The organism is Pseudomonas alkylphenolica, assembly GCF_016009175.1.
In the GTDB taxonomy this organism is placed as follows: Bacteria; Pseudomonadota; Gammaproteobacteria; order Pseudomonadales; family Pseudomonadaceae; genus Aquipseudomonas; species Aquipseudomonas alkylphenolica_B.
Window position 1 is genome coordinate 1 of record NZ_JADUCM010000028.1, and the last position, 20,240, is coordinate 20,240.

18 protein-coding genes are annotated in these 20,240 nt (G+C 64.3%); 7 read left to right on the plus strand and 11 right to left on the minus strand.

The features are described 5' to 3' along the window. Positions 1–327: 327 nt before the first annotated feature. Together I5S59_RS20300 and I5S59_RS20305 are read left to right on the plus strand one after the other, a co-directional pair. Positions 328–1,500, plus strand: a complete 1,173-nt coding sequence (locus tag I5S59_RS20300) for an acyl-CoA dehydrogenase family protein (protein ID WP_197878183.1) — start codon at positions 328–330, stop codon at positions 1,498–1,500. Beyond that, the gene (locus I5S59_RS20305) at positions 1,497–2,687 is read left to right on the plus strand and encodes an acyl-CoA dehydrogenase family protein (protein ID WP_197878184.1); all 1,191 of its coding nucleotides are present in this window, start codon (positions 1,497–1,499) and stop codon (positions 2,685–2,687) included. The genes I5S59_RS20300 and I5S59_RS20305 overlap by 4 nt, the downstream gene beginning before the upstream one ends. A gap of 113 nt (positions 2,688–2,800) precedes the next feature. Here I5S59_RS20305 and I5S59_RS20310 read toward each other — a convergent pair whose 3' ends face one another. From I5S59_RS20310 to I5S59_RS20320, 3 genes are read right to left on the minus strand one after another with little or no spacing between them, the layout of a single operon-like run. Further along, a complete protein-coding gene (locus tag I5S59_RS20310) occupies positions 2,801–3,430 on the minus strand; it encodes a nuclear transport factor 2 family protein (RefSeq protein ID WP_197878246.1) in 630 nt (209 codons plus the stop codon). A 5-nt stretch (positions 3,431–3,435) separates the two neighbouring features. Then, on the minus strand, positions 3,436–4,209 hold the full coding sequence (locus tag I5S59_RS20315) for an SDR family NAD(P)-dependent oxidoreductase (protein WP_128326354.1): 774 nt from the start codon (positions 4,207–4,209) through the stop codon (positions 3,436–3,438). A gap of 14 nt (positions 4,210–4,223) precedes the next feature. Beyond that, on the minus strand, positions 4,224–4,958 hold the full coding sequence (locus tag I5S59_RS20320; RefSeq protein ID WP_197878185.1) for an SDR family NAD(P)-dependent oxidoreductase: 735 nt from the start codon (positions 4,956–4,958) through the stop codon (positions 4,224–4,226). Positions 4,959–5,221: 263 nt separating this feature from the next. On the opposite strand from I5S59_RS20320, the gene I5S59_RS20325 reads away from it, so the two are divergent. Next, the gene (locus tag I5S59_RS20325) at positions 5,222–6,055 is read left to right on the plus strand and encodes an alpha/beta fold hydrolase (protein WP_128326352.1); all 834 of its coding nucleotides are present in this window, start codon (positions 5,222–5,224) and stop codon (positions 6,053–6,055) included. Positions 6,056–6,194: 139 nt separating this feature from the next. Here I5S59_RS20325 and I5S59_RS20330 read toward each other — a convergent pair whose 3' ends face one another. From I5S59_RS20330 to I5S59_RS20350, 5 genes are all read right to left on the minus strand, one after another. Then, entirely contained in the window at positions 6,195–7,427 is a 1,233-nt protein-coding gene (locus I5S59_RS20330; protein ID WP_197878186.1) for an NADH:flavin oxidoreductase, read from the minus strand. A 73-nt stretch (positions 7,428–7,500) separates the two neighbouring features. Beyond that, complete coding sequence (locus tag I5S59_RS20335; protein ID WP_197878187.1) at positions 7,501–9,138, minus strand: DUF1302 domain-containing protein; 1,638 nt, start codon at positions 9,136–9,138, stop codon at positions 7,501–7,503. Positions 9,139–9,215: 77 nt separating this feature from the next. Continuing rightward, a complete protein-coding gene (locus tag I5S59_RS20340) occupies positions 9,216–10,832 on the minus strand; it encodes a FadD3 family acyl-CoA ligase (RefSeq protein ID WP_197878188.1) in 1,617 nt (538 codons plus the stop codon). A gap of 32 nt (positions 10,833–10,864) precedes the next feature. Next, positions 10,865–11,887 (minus strand): ferredoxin--NADP reductase, encoded by a 1,023-nt coding sequence (locus tag I5S59_RS20345; RefSeq protein ID WP_197878189.1) that lies wholly within the window; start codon positions 11,885–11,887, stop codon positions 10,865–10,867. Positions 11,888–11,966: 79 nt separating this feature from the next. Further along, complete coding sequence (locus I5S59_RS20350; protein ID WP_197878190.1) at positions 11,967–13,154, minus strand: acyl-CoA dehydrogenase family protein; 1,188 nt, start codon at positions 13,152–13,154, stop codon at positions 11,967–11,969. Between the two features lie 302 nt (positions 13,155–13,456). Between I5S59_RS20350 and I5S59_RS20355 the strand changes: the two genes are divergently transcribed. The 4 genes from I5S59_RS20355 (at position 13,457) to dmpG (ending at position 17,093) form a co-directional block, all read left to right on the plus strand. Then, a complete protein-coding gene (locus tag I5S59_RS20355; RefSeq protein WP_197878191.1) occupies positions 13,457–14,230 on the plus strand; it encodes a glucose 1-dehydrogenase in 774 nt (257 codons plus the stop codon). A gap of 74 nt (positions 14,231–14,304) precedes the next feature. Further along, the gene (locus I5S59_RS20360) at positions 14,305–15,096 is read left to right on the plus strand and encodes a fumarylacetoacetate hydrolase family protein (RefSeq protein WP_197878192.1); all 792 of its coding nucleotides are present in this window, start codon (positions 14,305–14,307) and stop codon (positions 15,094–15,096) included. Between the two features lie 31 nt (positions 15,097–15,127). Then, positions 15,128–16,054 carry an acetaldehyde dehydrogenase (acetylating) gene (locus I5S59_RS20365; protein WP_197878193.1) on the plus strand — a complete coding sequence of 309 codons (927 nt, stop codon included), beginning with the start codon at positions 15,128–15,130 and terminating at the stop codon, positions 16,052–16,054. A 10-nt stretch (positions 16,055–16,064) separates the two neighbouring features. Continuing rightward, positions 16,065–17,093: a 4-hydroxy-2-oxovalerate aldolase gene (gene dmpG, locus I5S59_RS20370; protein WP_128326343.1), complete on the plus strand. Its 1,029-nt coding sequence runs from the start codon at positions 16,065–16,067 to the stop codon at positions 17,091–17,093. 142 nt (positions 17,094–17,235) lie between these two features. Here dmpG and I5S59_RS20375 read toward each other — a convergent pair whose 3' ends face one another. From I5S59_RS20375 to I5S59_RS20385, 3 genes are all read right to left on the minus strand, one after another. After that, positions 17,236–18,069 (minus strand): SDR family NAD(P)-dependent oxidoreductase, encoded by an 834-nt coding sequence (locus I5S59_RS20375; protein WP_197878194.1) that lies wholly within the window; start codon positions 18,067–18,069, stop codon positions 17,236–17,238. Positions 18,070–18,081: 12 nt separating this feature from the next. Beyond that, positions 18,082–18,849, minus strand: a complete 768-nt coding sequence (locus tag I5S59_RS20380) for an SDR family oxidoreductase (RefSeq protein ID WP_197878195.1) — start codon at positions 18,847–18,849, stop codon at positions 18,082–18,084. 110 nt (positions 18,850–18,959) lie between these two features. Then, complete coding sequence (locus tag I5S59_RS20385) at positions 18,960–20,183, minus strand: helix-turn-helix transcriptional regulator (RefSeq protein ID WP_197878196.1); 1,224 nt, start codon at positions 20,181–20,183, stop codon at positions 18,960–18,962. Between the last annotated feature and the right edge of the window lie 57 nt (positions 20,184–20,240).

Genomic DNA, 20,240 nt, shown 5'->3' on the forward strand with positions numbered 1-20,240 from the left:
TTCGGGCCAGAGTGAGAGGTGGATGGCGACTATGCTCCTACTCGTGCTCTAGGGCACTGCTGGCTATCAGTCTGCCATCCACCGCTCTCACCTCTGATTTTAAAGGCATGTGAAGACACAAGCTGGCGTAGCCTGCGATGGGCTGCGTAGCAGCCCCGTGGGCGAAGTTGGCTGAGCAACCTGCGACCGCTGCGCGCTCGATCGCAGGCTTCGCCAGCTCCCACAGTTAACCGGGCGAACTCCTGTTCCCTAGTCCGTTTTAGTGATTCAGGCACCCCGCCCGGCATTCCAGACTGCGGCATTCATCCGCCTTGCAGAGACCACCCCATGGAGTTCGCTTTTACCGAAGAACACCTGATGATTCGCGACAGCGCCGAGCGCTTTCTCGCCAGCGCCAGCGATTCGCTGGCCGTGCGCGCCAGCATGAGCCGCGCCGACGGTTACGCCCCCGAGGTCTGGCAACGTATCGGCCTGGAGCTGTGCTGGCCGGCCCTGATGGTCCCCGAACGTTTCGGCGGCATGGGCCTGGGCTTTGTCGAACTGGCAATCCTGCTGGAACAGAGCGGCCGCTTTCTGCTCGGCTCACCGCTGTTTGCTACCGCCTGCCTGGCCACGCCCGCACTGCTGCTGGGCGACAACCCGGTGGTGCAGGAGCGCTGGCTGAGTGCGATTGCCGCTGGCGAAACCACGGCAACGCTGGCGGTTGCCAGCGGTAAAGGCTGGGACGCACACAGCGTACACACGATCGCCCGGCCCGCTGCTGGCGGCTTTGTCCTTGAGGGTGTCTACACCCAGGTCGTCGACGGCGCACAGGCAGACCTGCTGGTCGTCGCCGCACGCAGCCCGGGCAGCGAAGGCACATCGGGCATCAGCCTGTTCGCACTCGACGCCGATACCGCCGGTATCGCACGCACTGCCCTGCCCACCCTGGACCAGACCCGGCGCCTGGCCCGGGTAGAACTGCACGACGTGGTGGTCAGCGACGCGCAGTTGCTGTGTGGCCCTGACCAGGGCTGGGCGGTGTTGCGCGACAGCCTGCAGATCGCCGCTGCCGGCCTTGCCGCCGAGCAGGCTGGCGGCGCGCAGCAAGCCCTCGACCTGACCCTGGCCTACATCGCTGAACGCCGGCAGTTCAGCCGCACCATCGCCAGCTTCCAGGCGATCAAGCACCGCTGCGCCGACATGATGCTGCAGGTTGAATGTGCCCGTTCTGCGGTTTATTACGCGGCATGCGTGGTGCAGGAACACCTTGATCCGGACGGCGACGTGACAGTCGCCAGCGAACTGACCATGGCCACCGCCACGGCAAAGATCCATGCCAGCGAAGCGCTTTTCCATTGCGCCGCCGAATCGATCCAGTTGCATGGCGGCGTGGGGTTTACCTGGGAATACGACCCGCACCTGTATTTCAAGCGCGCCCGCGCCAGCGAGCAACTGCTCGGCACCCCGGCGCTGCACCGTGAACGCCTGGCGGCCCACCTGTTTGGAGAAGACGCATGAAAATCGGATTCAGCACTGCCGACGAAGCTTTCCGTGGCGAAGTCGCCCACTGGTTGGCCGACCACCTGAAGGGCGAGTTTGCCCCGCTACGCTTTCGCGGCGGCCCAGGGGACGAACACAGCTTTCCCGAGGAGCGCAAAGCCTGGGAGCGTGAACTGGCCGCAGGCGGCTGGATTGGCCTGGGTTGGGCCAAGGAGCATGGCGGACGCGGCCTGAGCATCTGCCAGCAGGTGATTTTCCACGAGGAATACGCCCGCGCCGGCGGCCCCGGGCGCATGGGCCACATCGGCGAAGGCCTGGTCGGCCCGACCCTGGCCGCCTTCGGCACCCCGGCCCAGCAACAGCGCCTGTTGCCCGGCATCCTTGAGGGTCGCGAGTTCTGGTGCCAGGGCTATTCCGAACCTGGCGCGGGCTCTGACCTGGCCAACGTACAGACCCGGGCACGGCTTGATGACAGCGGCGAACACTGGCTGATCAGCGGGCAGAAAGTCTGGACGTCGCTGGCCCACGAAGCCGATTGGTGTTTCGTGCTGGCGCGTACCGAGCCCGGCAGCCAGGGGCATCATGGCCTGTCGTTCCTGCTGGTGCCGATGGCCCAGGCGCAGATTCGCGTGCACCCGATCCAGCAACTGACCGGCACCAGCGAGTTCAACGAAGTGTTTTTCGATCAGGCGGTGACTCACGCTGACAACATGATCGGCAAGCCGGGTGACGGCTGGAAGATCGCCATGGCCCTGCTTGGCTTCGAACGCGGGGTGTCGACGCTGGGCCAGCAAATGCAGTTTCAGAACGAGCTCGACGAAATCATCCGCATTGCCCGCGCCAACGGCGCCGCACGCGACCCGTTGCTGCGCCAGCGCATTGCGCAGGCGTGGTCCGGGCTCAAGGTATTGCGCTACAACTCGCTGCGCATGCTCTCGGGGCCGCAGGACGGCAGCCTCAAGCGCGAGGCGATGATCTACAAGCTGGCCTGGTCGACCTGGCACTCGGACCTCGGCAAGCTGGCGATGGATGTATTGGGTGACGAAGCGGAAGTGCTCGAAGCGGCGCCCTATCAGCTGAACCGTTTGCAGTCGCTGTTCCTGTTTACCCGCTCCGACACGATTTATGGCGGCAGTAACGAGATTCAGCGCAACATCATTGCCGAGCGGGCACTGGGTATGCCGCGCGAGCCGCGATTAGTGTAGGCGAAACTGGCCCGGCTATGCCGGGCATCGCGGATAAATCCGCTCCCACAGTAAGGTGCATGCCTCAGCCAATGCACGCCCCTGTGGGAGCGGGTTTACCCGCGAAAGACAGATCAGCGAACGCGGATCTTCGGGGCATCCGCCCCACGACGCAGGTTGGCGAGGAAGCCTTCCAGCGGCGCCGGTTCGGCGATCTGCGGCAAGGCATCCTTGTCCGGCCGTTGCGCCCAGAACGCATCCCAGGACGGGAACAGTTCGTGGAAGGTGCCGGCATACGGCTCACGCCCCGGCCAGCGCATCTTCAGGCCGCCAATCGGTGGCTTGTTCAGATCGGTCGCATACCAGTAGCACGGCAAGCGCCGGCGGAAGCACCAACGCCCGTCGATCCGCTCGTAGTCGTCCCAGTAGAGCATCTGCATGATCACCCACTCCGGGCCCGTCTCATGCTCGTTCTTGGAATACACCACACCGGTGGCATGATCGGCGTCGCTGAACTCGATGATGTGCTGGCCCAGGTGATGGGAAGTGCCGTGAAACTGCTTGCGCATGGTTTCGTCCAGCCACGCCTTGAGGTGCGCCCGGCCGCTTTTGTCACGGCCCACGCGCACATCCGGGGCGAAGCAGTTGGCCATGGCATCCATGTCGCGCATGTCCAGGGCCAGGGCATACTTGCCAGCCAGCTGGCGGATGGCGTCCAGCGACTCAAGACGGTCGATGCGCTCAAGCAGCGCGGCGGATTCCACGCCCATCACTCCATCACCGTGTACAGGTCGGAACCGCGGCCACCGTCTACCGCCAGGCTGGCGCCGGTGACATACGAGGCTTCGTCGCTGGCCAGGAACAGGATGGCATTGGCCAGTTCCACCGGCAGGCCGACCCGTTTCATCGGGATGACTTTCTCGGTGTTGGTTCGGGCCTTGCTGTCGCCGAGCATGCCGGCAGTAGCCGGGGTGTCGACCACACCAGGGATGATCACGTTGCAACGAATGTTGTCGGGCGCGCCTTCACTGGCCGCCGCGCGGCTGAAGTTGATGACCGCCGCCTTGGCCGCCGAGTAGCCGGCCATCCATGCGGTGCCGAACAGGCCGCAGATCGAGGCGATGTTGACAATCGAGCCGCCACCCTGGGCTTTCATCAGGCGCATGGCGGTACGGGTGCCGAAGAAGGTGCCATCGACCGTGGTGGCGAAGTTCGCGTGCCAGTCGGCGGTGCTCATGGTGTCGATGCCACCCCAGGTGTAGGCCATCGCGTTGTTGACCAGAATGTCCAGGCGGCCGTGGCGCTGCGCGGTGGCTTCCAGTGCGCCGACGTAGGCCTGCTCGTCGCTGACATCGGCGACGGCAATTTCAGCCTGGCCACCGAAGCCCAGAATCTTTTCCTGCACACCTTGCAACGGCTCCACGCGGCGCCCGCACAAGACAACGATGGCGCCCTCTTCGGCGAATCGTACGGCGGTGGCTTCACCAATGCCGGAGCCGGCACCGGTCACAAAGGCGATTTTTCCCTGTAAACGCTTGCTCATCAGTAACGCTCCGATCAGATAAAGGCCATGCCGCCGTTGACCGCGATGTTCTGGCCGGTCATGAAGCTGGCGTCTTCGCTGGCGAGGAATACCGCGACACGGGCGATCTCGTCGGTTTCGCACATGCGACCCAACGGGACGTTTTTCAGCAGCGCCTGCATGTATTCGTCAGGAATGCCCGCCATCATCGGCGTGTTGGTCGGCCCCGGTACCAGGGTGTTGACGCGGATACCGCTGGCCGCCAGCTCGCGGGCGATCGAACGGGTCAGGCCCATCACCCCGGCTTTCGAGGCGCAGTAATGGCTAGGCCCCTCGCCGGTCAGCGCGGCGGTGCTGGAGAGGTTGATGATCGCGCCCTGGCGCCCACCCTTGACCATCAGCTTGGCGCCCTCGCGACAGCACAGGAAGGTGCCGCCCAGGTTCACGCCGATCACCCGCGCCCAGCTTTCGTCAGGGGTTTCGAGGAAGCTGTCGAGGCCGCCGACACCGGCGTTGTTGACCAGAATGTCGAGGCCGCCGAAATGCGCCTCGGCCTGGCCCATGGCATCGGCCACGGAAGCGCCGTCACCGACGTTGCAGGCCAGGGCCAGGACGTTGCTGCCAAGGTCGGCGAGGCTCTCGGCCAGTGCCGCCTGATTGAGGTCGACCGCTACCACTTTCGCCCCTTCGGCGACAAAACCACGCACGATGGCCTGACCCATGCCTTGCGCGGCGCCGGTCACGAAGGCCACTTTATCGAGTAACTTCATTGCGTTCTCCCAGTGTGCAAATAGCTGCGGCCCGCCGCCCTTGCAGAGGGGCCGTCCCCTGAATGATTAGCGGCATGTGCCCGGGCTCACATCGTCCGATGGGACTAGCGCGCCCACCGTGGTCTGAACGGACGATGCCGACAGCGGCGCACGGCCCCAGCATGCAGAGGAGCACACCCCGTCAGGCGCAGCGTTCCCCTTCACACCGCTGGCACGCCTGACGCGGTTGTGCGTCATGAATCCGCAGAAAAATGGAGAACCCCATGAACCAACCCGTAGACCTGCCCCTGCCCGTCGGCCATTACGCAACGCTGCCCAACGGTTTGCGCCTGCATTACCTCGATGAGGGCGCAGGCCCCGTAGTGCTGTGGCTGCACGGCAGCGGGCCGGGCGCCAGTGGTTTCAGCAATTTCAAGGGCAACTACCCGCAGTTCGTCGCGGCCGGCTACCGCAACATCGTCCTTGACCTGCCGGGTTTCGGCCGCTCGGACAAACCCGAAGACGTGCAGTACAACCTGGATTTCTTCGTCGAATGCGTGGCGACCTTCCTGCAGTCGATCGGCGTCAAGCGCTGCACCCTGCTGGGGAACTCGCTGGGCGGCGCGATTGCCCTGGGCCTGGCCCTGCGTCAGCCGGACCTGCCACAGAGCCTGATCCTGCTGGCACCAGGCGGTGTCGAGGAGCGCGAGGCCTACTTCAAGATGGAAGGCATCGTGCGCATGGTCAGCCTGTTCAGTGCCGGCCCGATCGGCATGGACGAGATGCGCAGCATGATGAGCCTGCAACTGTTCGACGCTTCGATCCTGCCGGAAAGCCTGTTGCAGGAGCGGGTCGCGGTGGCGGTGACCCAGCCGAAGAACCTGTTCAGCACGATGATGGTGCAGAACATGGAATCGCGCCTGGGCGAGATCCAGTGCCCGATCCTCGGGTTCTGGGGCAGCAACGATCACTTCAACCCGGTCAGTGGCGCCCAGCGCATCATCGATGGCGCGCAGAACGCCCGGTTCATCGTGCTCAACCGTTGCGGACACTGGGTCCAGGTGGAACACCGCGAACTGTTCAACCGCAGCTGCATCGACTTCCTGCAGAACGGTTGATCGTCAATCACCACAGTTCATGTGGGAGCGGGCTTGCCCGCGATGCGTCGGAACAGTCAACATTGATGTCAGCTGATCCACCGCTATCGCGGGCAAGCCCGCTCCCACAGGGGTTGTGGTGTATTTGTTTATTGTGTGGTTAGCGATCTGCCGCCTTCTGGCTGTTCAATTGCGCATCACCCGGCTTGCCCAACACGCACGAAGTACCCCCCGGGGTATACATCATCGCCACGCAGCGGTTGCAGGCGGTGCAGATGGAGTCGCGACTGGCGCCGCTTTCAAGCTTGTTGACGTAGTCGTTTTCAGCCAGCAACACCCGCCCCATCGCCACCAGGTCGAAGCCCTCGGCCATGATCTTTTCGATGCTCGCCAGGCTCTTGGCACCGCCCAGGTAAGCCAACGGCATGTTCACTGCAGCACGCACCTTGCGCGCATGTTCAAGCAGGTACAGCTCACGGAACTCCACGGTCGGCTCTTTGCGGCGCTGAATGGCCATCGCCAGGGCGATGATCTTGTTCTTCTGCTGCACGCGGTTTTCCTTGGGGAACGAGGAGCCGAACATGGTAGTGATCGACTCGGCGTTCATCCCCGCGCTGAGCACCAGCAGGTGAGCCCCCTCTTCCTCGAGCATGCGCGCGATCTTCGCCCCGTCTTCGGCGCTGTTACCGGCGCGCACGCCTTCGGTGACGCTGTATTTGCAGATCACCGCCATGTCCTGGCCGACTGCATCCAGCACCGCCCGCAGTACCCGGCGCGGAAAGCGCAGGCGGTTTTCCAGGCTGCCGCCGTACTGGTCGCGACGTTTGTTGTACATCGGTGAAATGAACTGGCTGAGCAGGTAGCCATGGCCCATGTGGATTTCCACCGCGTCGAAGCCTGCCTGACGCGCCAGGCGCGCGCCCTGGGCGAAATCGCGCACCACTTGTTGCATGTCAGCTTCGGTCATCGCCTGCTTGAGGAACATGCCGCTCATCATGCCGATCTTGTTGAAGCCGCCGCTGGCCGACAGCGGCCGCTTGGTCGAGCGCTCGCGAATAAAGGTAAAGCAGCCGCCGTGGGTGATCTGTGCGCTGGCCAGGCCACCGGCTGCGTGCACGCCATCGGTCAGGGCCTTGAAGTGCGGCAGGCTGGACTGGCTCAGGGTCAGTTGGTTGGGCAAGGTGCGGCCATCGCTGCTCACCGCGCAGTAAGCCACGGTGGTCAATGCAGTGCCACCGGCAACCAGCGCCGAGTGCAGCTTGACCAGTTGCTTGGAAGGCACGCCGCCAGCACTCATGCCCTCGTTGGTGGCGGACTTGATAAAGCGGTTTTTCAGGGTCAGCGGGCCAATCGCAATCGGACTGAACGGTGACGGGGTCGGACGAGGGTTCATGACATGCCTCTCTTTGTTGTTATCAGGCTACAAGCGAAGGCTGCGACGCGTTGGCGCGACGCAGCCGGGGTCATCAGAAGGTGTATTTGGCGTTGAGCGACAGGTAGTCGCGGTCGGCCAGCAGCCGGCCCTGGGCGACATCCGGTGAGCTCAGGTAAGCGACATAGGTCATGCCGATCTGGAAGTTGCCCAGGTACTTGAAGTCGCCACCCACGGTCAGGCGCTTCTCGTCGCGGCCCAGGCCCTGGTAGGCGCTGCCGTCGACGTTCTGCGTCCACACCACCTTGGTGCTCAGGTCCAGGCCGGTGGCAATCGACGGGTAATCCATGTAGGCGCCTATGCCCAGCAGGGTCGAGCCGCGGGTCTGGGTTTTCGACTCGAAGGTGTCGAAGGTGCCGTCCACGCCAGGCCCGCCGCCGGTGATCGTCAGGCTGTCGACACCCTCGATGTGCTGATGCACCACTTCGCCCATGAACGTGGTCTGCTGCGCCAGGAAGCTCGGGCCGAGGATGTACGAGGCGTTGAGGTTGCCCTGCCAGATCTGCCCGGTGGTCGGCGCGCCGTTGTTCAGGTAGACCGAGGCGCCATCGCGGTAGCTGAGGTCACCGGCATACTGCACCGAGTCGCCGATCTTCGAGCTGAAGCTGATACCGGTGAGTTCGACGTCTTCGAAGTAGCCCAGGCGGTAGGTCAGCGGTTCGCCTTTGTGGCCAATGCTCTTGAGCGACGAGTACTGGGTGGTGCCGGAGAAGTCGAAGAACAGCGAGCCGATGCGCTCGTTGTAGCGGTAGTGGAACAGCCCCACCTCGGTGTTCTCGGTGATCCGGTAGCGCACGCCCAGGCCCCACTGGCCGCTGTCCTTGGCATCTTTCTCACCGGCATAGCTGACCGCTGCGCCGTTGGGCAGGCTGTCGATCACGCCACTGCCGAGGCGGAAAAACTCGGCGCCGGGGCCGAAGGTGTCGCTGCCGAAGTAGTCACCCACGGGGTTGAGCTGGGTTTTTTCCCACTCGTACTGGTAGTAACCGACAAAGGCCAGGTCTTCATTCAGCGACCACGACGCCGACACCTGCCCCACCGGCAGGTACGAGTCCTTGGCCTCGGTACCCGGCACGTTGAACTTGGTGGCATCCACTGGCGCCTGGCCCTGGCTGATGTTGGGCCAGAACAGGCTCTCGCCCCAGGCCACCAGGTGACGCCCGGCCTTGAGCGACAAGTACTGGGTTTCGCCGACATCGAAGTTGCCATACACATAGGCGTCGAGCAGGCGCGCGGTGTTGCCGCTCAGGCGGCGGGTTTCGTCGCTGAAACCATCGTTGTGCCCGACCTTGTTCACCGTCTCCGGTGAGTCGTTGTCGTTACGCTGGTGGTAGACATCGTCGTAGAAATCACTGCCGCGCAACACCGCCCCGAGGTTGTCGTGCTTGAGTTGCAGTTCACCGAACAGGCTCAGGCGGTTGTTGATCAGGGAGCCGCGCTTGAAGTTGCGCGTGCCGTCGTCGTTGTTGGGGTCGTTGAGGTATTGGCTGGCCTGCTTGGCGGTCCGCATCGAGGCGGTGTAGTTGACCGTCAGCGACGAGTCCAGCGTGGTGTTTTCCCCCAGCTCGATAGTCGGCGCGGCGCTGACCGTGGCGCTGGCGACGGTGATCGCCGTTGCCAGCAGGCAACGCCTGCTCCCCGGATAGCGCGCAACCGTGTTTCGCGTAAACATGCTCCTCTCCTTTTTGTTGTTGTTTTTGCTTGGGTCGCCACAGCGTTGAAAAATCCATTTGCCCGGCTGTGCGGGCCTCATGCCGGCGCGCTGTCGGCCACCAGCGCGCGCAGTTCGTTCTTTGCCACTTTGCTCGACGGGTTCAAGGGCAAGGCCCTGAGAAAGCGCACCTGGCGCGGCACCTTGTAATTGGCCATTTGCTCACGGCTCCAGGCGATCAGTTGCGCCGCGTCCAGCGCTTCACCGTCGCGCAGCACCACGCAGGCGCAGCCGACCTCGCCCATGCGCTCATCGGCGATGCCGATCACCGCCACCTGGGCAATCGCCGGGTGTTTGATCAGTGCGGCTTCGATCTCGGCCGGGTAGCAGTTGAAGCCGCCGACGATGAACATGTCCTTCAACCGGTCGGTGATGATCAGGTTGCCCGCCTCGTCCAGACGCCCGACGTCGCCGGTATGCAGCCAGCCGTCGGCGTCGATGGTTTCGCGGGTCGCTTGCGGGTTCTGGAAATAGCCCTGCATGATGTGAAAGCCGCGCAGGCAGATCTCGCCGGTCTGCCCCGCGCCCAGCACCTGGTTGTGCGGGTCGCGGATGCTCACTTCGGTACCGGCAATCGGCCGGCCGCTGGTACCGGCAATCACTTGCGCCGAGTCCTGCGGGTCACAGATGGTCGCCAGCCCGCCGCATTCGGTCAGGCCATAGGCGGTGGTGACCACGCTAAAGCCCAGTTCATTGCGCATGCGCTCGATCAGGCTGGGCGGAATGCTCGCCGAGCCGGTCACGGCGATACGCAGGCTCGACAGGTCGGTCTGCTTGAGTTGCGGGTGGGCCAACAGCGACAGGTACAGGGTCGGCGCGCCGGGCAGAACGCTGATGCGCTCGCGGGCAATGCGCTGGAACACCGCTTCGGCGTCGAACACTGCGTGGGGCAAAATGGTCGCGCCAGCAATCAGGCAGGTCAGCCACCCGGCCTTGTAGCCGAACGCGTGGAAGAACGGGTTGACGATCAGGTAGCGGTCGCCCGGCACCAGGCCAAGGATCTTGACGTACTCGCTGAACGCCCGCAGGTTCTGGCCATGGCCGCTCATCACGCCCTTGGGTTTGCCGGTGGTACCGGAGGTGAACAACAGGTCGCACATGGCCCCGGGCTCGACGGCCAGCGCACGGCGTTTGGCACTTTCGCTGTCGATGGTCGCCGCCCCCTGCAAGAACCGCGCAAGCGTCAGGTCCGCAGGTTGCTCCGGCGTGTCGCCATCGATAATGACCAGGTGTTCGAGGCTGGCCGGCCGATACGGCGCGAGCAACGCCGGGTAGTCCACCTCGAGAAAGCGCTGCTGCACGAACAACACACGGCAGCCGCTGCGCTCCAGCACATCGGCGGCCTCGGGGCCCTTCATCCGCGTGTTGATCGGCACCAGCACCGCGCCGGCGCATTGAATGCCCAGCGCCGCGAGGATCCACTCGGCGCTGTTCGGCGCCCAGACACCGACCCGGTCGCCGGCCTGGATACCCAGGGCCATCAGGCCACTGGCGAACGCCATGACGCGCTCGGGTAACTGCGCGTAGTCGATGTGCTGGCCGTCTTCCTCGATGGCAATGCGCCCGGCAAAGCGTTCGGCACTGCTAAAGACCAACTGGGCCAGGGTGGCTGGGGCTGCGCTCAACGGCGCGGCAGGGTTCAGGCTCTGATTCATCGTAGGCTCTGGCTCGGCTTCATTCGGAAACGTCATTCGGGAAAGCGGATATGCAATTGCGCGCTGGTGGGCACGGCCTGGCAGGCCAGAATCCAGCCTTCGGCGAGATCGCCCGCGTCCAGGGCATCGTTGTGCAGCAGCTCGACATCACCGCTTTCCAGCTTGCACATGCACGAGGCGCAGCCACCGACACGGCAGGCGGCGGGCGGGTTGAGACCGGCACGCTCCATGGCCGCCAGCACGGTTTCACCGCTGTCACAGGCCAGCTGGTAGTCCTCGCCATCCAGGCGCACCGCCAATTGCGCGGCCACTGCCGCCTCGCTGCTGGACACCAGCGGCAGCTCACCTTCGCCGGGCAGCGAGACGAAGCGCTCGACATGCACCCGGGCGTCCGGCATGCCCAGCGCGCCGAGCGCGCTGACCACCGCATCCATGAACGGCCCCGGGCCACAGATGAACGCCTGGGCATCGATGAAGGGCCGCGCCAGCTCGGCCAGTTGCCCGACACTCGGCACGCCCTGCACCGAGTCGAGCCAATGGACGATCTGCAGGCGTTGCGGATGCGCACTGGCCAGGGCCTTGAGCTCATCCTTGAAGATCACCGAGGCTTCATCACGGTTGGCGTAGATCAGCAAGATCCGGCCGCTGCCTGCCAGCAACGCCGAACGCAGGATCGACAGCACCGGCGTCACCCCGCTGCCGCCGCCGAACAGCAGCAAGTCGCTGTCCAGGTTGCGCGGCACGAACACCCCGGCCGGTGCCAGTACTTCCAGGGTCTGGCCGGCCTGCAACTCGCCGCACAGCCAGTTCGACGCGCGCCCCTGATGCACGCGCTTGACCGTTACCCGCAACGGTTCATCCAGCAACGGTGTACTGGACAGTGAATAACAACGTGGCAACCAGCCGCCCTCGAAAGGCACACGCAGGGTCAGGAACTGGCCGGGTTGGTAGCGAAAGCGTTCGCTCAGGTGCTCAGGCACGTCGAACACCAGAGACCGCGCATCGGCGGTTTCCTCGATCACTTGTGCCACGCGCAGGGCAAGATAATTGTTCATAGGTCAGGTACTCATGACCACCTGCCCGCGTTCCACGGGCAGGTGCAAACCCAGGGGTATCGAAACGGCTGCTACAGCCTCAGACGTAGGGGTCCGGGTTCGGCAGGCCGAGCATCACTGCGCCGTAGCTGCGCCCGTAGGCCATGTAGTTGTTGGCGATGTGCCCGCGCGCCTGATGCAGGTCGCGGAACAGCCGCGCCACCGGGTTGGTGTTGTACAGCCCCGAGGCGGCCATGCTGCGCAGCAGGTCGTTGACCCGTTCGGCGCAGATGTTGGTTACGTAGGCCGACTGGTAGCGATACAACAGGCGGGTTTCGGTGTCCGGGTATTCGCCGGCACGGGCCAGGCTCATCAGGTGCTCGTAGTTGCGCTCCAGCACCAGGCGCAGGCCGTCGACAGTGATCATCGCTTCGGCCACCGCGGTTTGCGCCACCGGATCGTCAGCGGTGCGGGCACCGTGCTTGCCGATGTGCTTGGCGGCATTGTCGCGGAACTCGTTGATCGCACCTTGCAGGGCGCCGATCGCCGAGGTCGAGACCGCACGGGAGAACACCTGGGCGAACGGGATCGCGTAGATCGGGTTGGTGTTGACCAGGCGGCCCGGCGTCGCTTCGAGGGTGCAGTTGTTGGTGCGCTGCACACGATGAGCCGGGACGAATACATCCTCGACCACGATGTCATGGCTGCCGGTGCCGCGCAGGCCCAGCACGTCCCAGTTGCGTTCGATCTGGTAGTCGCTGCGCGGCAGCAGGAAAGTGCCGTGCTCGGCGGCCATGTCACCATCAGGCGGAATGATGCCGCCGAGGAAGATCCACTGGCAGTGCTCGCTGCCGCTGGAGAAGCCCCAGCGCCCGCTGATGCGGTAGCCACCTTCGACCACTGTGACCTTGGCGGCCGGCATATAGGTCGAGCAGATCAGCGCACTGTGGTCGTCCGCCCAAACTTCACGCTGGGCTTCGATCGGATAACGCGCCAGCTGCCAGGGGTGAACCCCCATCACGCCGTAGATCCAGGCGGTGGACATGCAGCCCTCGGCGAGGATGGTCTGGATTTCGAAGAAGGTCCGCGGGTCCACTTCATAACCACCGAAGGCGCGTGGCTGCAAGGCCCGCAACAAGCCTGCCGACTGCAGCTCGGCAACGCTTTCGTCCGGCACCTTCAAGTCCTTGTCGGCCTGCGCCGTGCGTGCTTTGAGTGCCGGCACCAAACGGCGTGCACGTTCAAGCAGATCACATTCGTCCTGGGTCTTTTCTCGCATGCTGTGCATCACTCAATTCTCCCGATCTCACTGCGCCACTGCGCCAGTTGTGATGGATCATCGGATCGAGCGAGCAATCCTTCATCGTCAAAGCGGACTAGGGGTGTAATCGTTCAACAACGTACCTGTAGGAGCCAGGCTTGCCGGCGAAGGGGCACTGCGGTTTGCCTGTTTCACCGCATTGTCGTTCTTCGCGGGCAAGCCTCGCTCCTACAGGCGGAAGCAGGCCTTAGTCCGTTGAGACGATGCCCTGCCCCGCCACCGCAGCGATAGTGAACACATCCATAGTCGACCCCACGGAGCAAGGGCCCATGAGTATTTTGCAGCGTTTCCAACTGGACGGCAGCGTCGCCATCGTCACCGGCAGCGGCCGGGGTATCGGTCGCGCCATTGCCCTGGCGTATGCCGAAGCCGGTGCCGATGTGGTGTGCTCGGCACGCTCGCTGGAAGATGTACAAGCCGTGGCCGAAGAAGTCCGCAGCCTGGGCCGGCGCGCGCTGGCCATCACCTGTGACGTCAACGACGATACGCAGCGCCAGGCCCTGGTACGGCAAAGCGTCGAGCACATGGGCCGCATCACCCACCTGGTCAACAACGTCGGCGGCGGCGGACCGAATGACCCGCTGACGCTGACGCCCGAGCAGTTCGCCCAGATGCTCAACTTCAACGTCGCCACCACCTACGCCTTCTGCCAGTTGTGCGTGCCGCTGATGCGCGACGCCGGTGGCGGCAACATCATCAACATCAGCTCGGTGGCGGCACGTTATGCCCAGCGCCACTTCAGCGCCTACGGCACGGCCAAGGCCGCCCTCAGCCACCTGACCCGCCTGCTGGCGCAAGACTTTGCGCCGCAGATCCGGGTCAACGCCGTCGCCCCCGGCCCGCCCCTGACCGAGGCGTTGAACGGCGTGATGCCGGCCGCCATGCGCCAGGCCATGGAAGCCAATACCCCGCTGAAATGCCTCGGCACCCCGGAAGACATCGCCGCCGCTGCCCTGTACCTGGCCAGCCCTGCTTCGGCCTGGGTCACCGGCAAGATCATCGATGTCGATGGTGGCGCCGACTCGTCGGTCTGGCCCGGCTGAACCCACTCTTCTGAGCCCGTTCCTGTTGCTCTCGGGACGGGCTTTTTTACTTCCTACCCTCTGGAGCCTTCGCCATGGACGCCCAACTGATCCACGCGCTCGGTGACGAGCTGTTCAATGCCCTGCGCAACCGCCAGACACTCGCGCCGCTGACCCGTCGCTACCCGCAGATCACCCTGCAGCAGGCCTATCAGATTTCCCTGAAGTTCCTGCACCGCCGCGAAGCCCTCGGCGAGCGGGTGATCGGCAAGAAAATCGGCGTTACCAGCCGCGCCGTGCAAGAGATGCTCGACGTCCACCAACCGGACTTCGGCTTCCTCACCGATGCCATGCAAGTGGCGGATGGCAGCGACGTCAGCCTGGCCCGCTACAACCTGATCCAGCCGCGGGCCGAAGGCGAGATCGCCTTTATCCTCGGTGAAGACCTGCAAGGCCCGGGCATCAGCGCCGACGACGTGCTGGCCGCCACACAATCGGTGGCGCCGTGCTTCGAGATCGTCGATTCGCGCATCGACGACTGGCAGATCCGCATCCAGGACACCGTGGCCGACAACGCCTCCTGCGGCGTGTTCGCCCTCGGCAGCCAACGCATCGACCCACGCTCTCTGGACCTGGCAGCGGTGCACATGCAACTGCTGAAAAACGATCAGCCGGCGGGCTCGGGCCTCGGTTCGGCGGTGCAAGGCCACCCGTGCGCGGCCGTGGCCTGGCTGGCCAACACCCTGGGCGAGCTGGGCATTCCCTTTCGCCGCGGCGAAATCATTCTCTCGGGCGCCCTCGCGCCGCTGGTGCCTGTGGTCGCCGGCGACCGCATCAGCCTGTCCATGAGCGGGCTGGGCGAAACCAGCCTGCGCTTTGTCCCTTGACCCCCTCCTCCCTCCCCTGGAGCCAAAGACCATGAGCAACAAGATCAAATGCGCGCTGATCGGGCCGGGCAACATCGGCACCGACCTGCTGTACAAACTGATGCGCAGCGAGGTGCTGGAGCCGGTGTGGATGGTCGGCATCGACGCCACCTCCGAAGGCTTGGCACGGGCCCGCGAACTGGGCCTGAAAACCACCGCCGACGGCGTTGACGGCCTGCTGCCACACGTTGTCGAAGACCAGATCCAGATCGCTTTCGACGCCACCTCGGCCTATGTGCACGCGCAGAACTCACTCAAGCTCAACGCCCTGGGCGTGTTGATGATCGACCTGACCCCGGCGGCCATCGGCCCGTACTGCGTGCCGCCGGTCAACCTCAAGGCGCAACTGGGCCTGGGCGTGATGAACGTCAACATGGTCACTTGCGGTGGCCAGGCCACCATTCCGCTGGTAGCCGCGGTTTCCAGTGTGCAGCCGGTGGACTACGCCGAAATCATTGCCACCGCCGCGTCGAAATCGGTCGGCCCCGGCACCCGCAAGAACATCGACGAATTCACCCGAACCACCTCCAGTGCGGTGGAAAAGGTCGGCGGCGCCAAAAAAGGCAAGGCGATCATCATCATCAACCCCGCCGAGCCGCCGCTGATCATGCGCGACACCGTGCATTGCCTTACCGCCAGCGAGCCCGACCAGGTCGCAATCACGGCCGCGATCGAGGCGATGATCAAGCAAGTGCAGCGTTACGTACCCGGCTACAAGCTGGTCAATGGCCCGGTGTTCGACGGCAACCGGGTATCGATCTTCATGGAAGTCGAAGGCCTGGGCGACTACCTGCCCAAGTACGCCGGCAACCTCGACATCATGACCGCGGCTGCAGCGCGCACCGCCGAGATGTTCGCCGAGGAAATCCTCAAGGGTGAGCTGGTGCTGCAAGCCACTGCCCAAACCGCCCACGCATAAGGAGACGACCATGGATCTTCGCGGCAAAAACATCACCGTTCACGACATGTGCCTGCGCGACGGCATGCACCCCAAGCGTCACCAGATCAGCCTGCAACAGATGAAAGACATCGCCTGCGGCCTCGATGCTGCCGGCGTGCCGCTGATCGAGGTCACCCATGGCGACGGCCTCGGTGGCAGCTCGGTGAACTACGGCTTTCCGGCCCACACCGACGAGGAGTACCTGTCGGCGGTGATCCCGCTGATGAAAAAGGCCAAGGTCTCGGCCTTGCTGCTGCCCGGTATCGGCACCGTCGATCACCTGAAGATGGCCCATGAGCTGGGGGTCAACACCATTCGCGTGGCCACCCATTGCACCGAGGCCGACGTCAGCGAGCAGCACATCTCCCACGCCCGCGGCCTGGGCATGGACACCGTCGGCTTCCTGATGATGGCGCACATGAACAGCCCTGAAGGCCTGGTCAAGCAGGGCTTGCTGATGGAAAGCTACGGTGCCAACTGCATCTACCTGACCGATTCGGCGGGCTACCTGCTGCCCCATGACGTCAGTGCCCGTGTCGCGGCGATGCGCGCAGCGCTCAAGCCGGAAACCGAGATCGGTTTCCACGGCCACCACAACCTGTCGATGGGCGTGTCCAACTCCATCGCCGCGATTGCTGCCGGCGCCAACCGTATCGATGCCGCCTGCGCAGGCCTGGGTGCCGGTGCCGGCAACACACCGATGGAAGTGCTGGTGGCGGTGTGCGACCGCATGGGCATCGACACCGGTGTCAGCGTGTTCGGCATCCAGGATGTCGCTGAAGACCTGGTGGTGCCGATCATGGACTTCCCGATTCGCAGCGACCGTGATGCACTGACCATGGGTTACGCCGGGGTCTATGGTTCGTTCCTGCTGTTCGCCAAGCGTGCCGAGAAGAAGTACGGCGTGTCGGCGCGGGAGATCCTGGTCGAGATGGGACGGCGTGGAATGGTCGGCGGTCAGGAAGACATGATCGAAGATACCGCGATGACCCTCGCCCGCCAGCGCCAACAGGCGTAAGCCGGTTCAACCTCGCTCGATACCCTGTAGGAGCGAGCGGGCGGCGCTCCGACTTGCCCGCGAAGAACGATGACGCGGTTAGACCGATAGACCGCAGCGTCAGGTTCGCGGGCAAGCCTCGCTCCTACAGGGTAAGGTAGGTTCAGCGCCAGTCAGCGACGATGCCGTGCTCCAGAGCAAACGGCTGCGCGGCGATGGTCCGGCGTTGAAACGAAGGTGCCTGTTCGGCGGTGGCCAGCCACAGCATCACGGCCGCCGGTACATGCGGTGGCGCGATACCGGAACGCAAGGCCAGCACACCTTTGTCACCGATGGTGGCCTTGAGCGCCTCGGTGCTGACCACCCCGGGATTGAGGGTGTAGGCGCGAACGCCAAGGTCGCCCAGCTCTGCGGCCAATACCCCGGACAAGCGCGATACCGCCGCCTTGCCCGCGCCATAGGCATAGCCCCAGCCGCCCTTGTCCGCCGCCACCGGTGGATCACTTTCACCGGCACCGGAAGTGACATTGATCACCACGCCGCCACCGCGCGCCACCATGTGCTCGGTGACCGCCCGGGTCAACAGGAACGGTGTGAGAATGTAGCCCTTGAACATCCGTTCCAGGGTTTGCGCCTGCAGGCTCATGAACCCGGCGTTGAGATCGCTGCCCTGGTAGATCGCGTTGTTGATCAGCACGTCGATGCGCCCGTATTCGGCCAGTACCGCCTCGCAGGCGTCAAAGGCCGAGGCGCTGTCGAGCAGGTCCATCGGCACCACGAAAACCCGACAACCGAGTTCACGCACAGCCTCGGCGGTACTGTTGAGGCTGCCGGCCAGCGGTGCCCCGGTAGCGTCGCGTAACGCATGTTCGTGCTGCTCGCCCTCGTTGAGGGTGCGGGCGCTGATTGCCAGGTCGAAACCGGCACGGGCAAACGCCAGTGCCGCCTCGCGGCCAATCCCCCGGCTGGCGCCGGTGATGAATGCCACCTTGTTCATGCGGGTTCCTTATTAGAAGCGCGAGGGGCGAACCATGGCATCCATGCCGCCGTCGACGAACACCACGGTGCCATGGACAAACGATGCCTGCGACGACTGCAGGAACGCCACCACGCGGGCGATCTCATCCGGGTGCCCGGAACGGCCCAGCGGTGCGACGAACTCGCGGGTCGCCTTGCCGAAACGTTCGTCGTCCAGCGAGGCCTGGTGCAAGGGCGTAGCCACTGCGCCCGGCGCCACCAGGTTCAGGCGAATGCCCTGCTTGCCCCAGCTCACCGCCAGGTTGCGGGCGTGGTGGCTGATGGCGAATTTTGAGGCGGCATAGGCGACGTGCGGCTCGCCGAGGGTATTGGCCAGTTCCAGCGCCTGCGCCTCGTCGCCAGCGAGCATCATCTCGACCATCGGCTGGCCGGCAGGCCCGGAGTGCGTCGCAGCTACCGAACCGATCACCAGCGCCGCCGGCTGTTGCCCTTTGGCCAGGGCGTCATGCAGGCCGCTCAGCAGCTGACTGACGCCGAAATAGTTGACCGCCAGGACCAGCCCGCAGTTGGGCGCGGTGACACCCACTCCGGCGCAGCAAATCAGGCCGTCGAGGACCCCGCCGCTCTGCTCAAGCACTTGGGCGATTGCCGCGTCACGCCCCTGAGAGGTGGACAGGTCGGCGATCACTTCAGCGTTGCTGCGATCAATACCGATGACCTGGTGGCCGGCTGCGCGCATGGCGGCGCTGACGGCAGCACCGATTCCCGAGGCGCTACCGGTGATGGCTGTAATAGGCATAGTGGTTCTCCGTGATAGGTCCAGCCAGTATCGATAGGCCGATCACCCGGGGGCATCGTCTATGCGGACTAAAAATGCGCGTCGCCTGCAGGCGCCAGCGGCGGTGTAACTCAGGCGGTCACGGCCAGCTTCAGCGGTGGTACTTTGATTTTCTCGGCGGCTTTCAACGCCAACTTGGGTTTTCCCAACGCCACCACGCTGTTGAGCAGGATGCGCACCAGCTCGGTCTGGCGCCGCACGCCAGTCTTGGAGAAGATCGAGCGCAAGTGGGCACGGGCGGTGTTGCGCCGGATGTTCAACACTTCGGCGGCTTCTTCCAGGGACAGGCCGTTGGTCAGCTCCATGGCCAGTGCGGTCTCGGCCTTGGTCAGGTTGAACAACTGCTTGGTCACCACTTCGTTGGCCAGTGATTTGCTCTCAGCGTCGCGGATGTACACCAGCGCCGCCGGCTGGCCCTTCTCCTCGGCCCAGTCCAGGGACGGGATCGACTCCACCACCACACCAAGGTTGACCAGGCCGGAAGGCCGGGTCACCGACATGGCCTCGGCGCTTTTCGGCGCATCCGGCGAGAACGCGCCACGAATCAGGCGTTGCAGCTCGCGGTTGTCGCTCGGGTACGTCGCTTCCAGGCGCCCGCCCACCAGTTTCAAACCGTCTGAACGGGCGAGGATTTCCTGGGCCACCGGGTTGACCTGCAGCACGCTGCCGCTTTCGTCGAGGACCAGCGTGGCCACCGACAAGCGGCCGATCGCCTGGGAATACAATTCGCTCAGCGATTCGCTGCGGTCCAGCAAGTTGTGCAACTGCAAGGCCCGACGCAGGTGCGGCAGGAACATCGCGCACAAAGCCCGTTCGTCGGCGGAAAAACCGGGGGAGCGTTTCGGGCGGGTGATACGGAAGCGGACCTTGCCGCTGTCCGGCGTGGAAACGTCGGCGCCCATCACGTGGTAAACGTCGTTGGGGCCGCAGAATGCCTTGAAGTAGGCGCTGTGCTCCCACTCGGTGGAGCTCATGATGTCATCAACGGTGAAAACATGGTCCAGCGGCTGGTTGACGAACGGCGTGTTGGTACGCGGGTAGGTCATGTAGTTGACGTCGCCGGCGCCTTCGATATCGCCGGCCATGATCATCAGGCCGACGTCGGGCTGGTCCGGCACCCGCAGGATCAGGGTGACGTAGTTGGCGTCGTAAAGGGTAAGGAAGCTTTTGAGGGCCTTGGCCATCAGTTTCGGATCGAGGGCGCCGTCGTAGACTTCGCCCACCAGCTGGTTGAAACGGGTAAGGTCCAGGCCAAGGTTCGCCAGGGCTTCGTGGGTCAAGACAACATCTTGCATAGTCTTCTCCTCGCACGGGTAAGGACGGTGCCCTTCCCTTATTATTTTTATAATTTC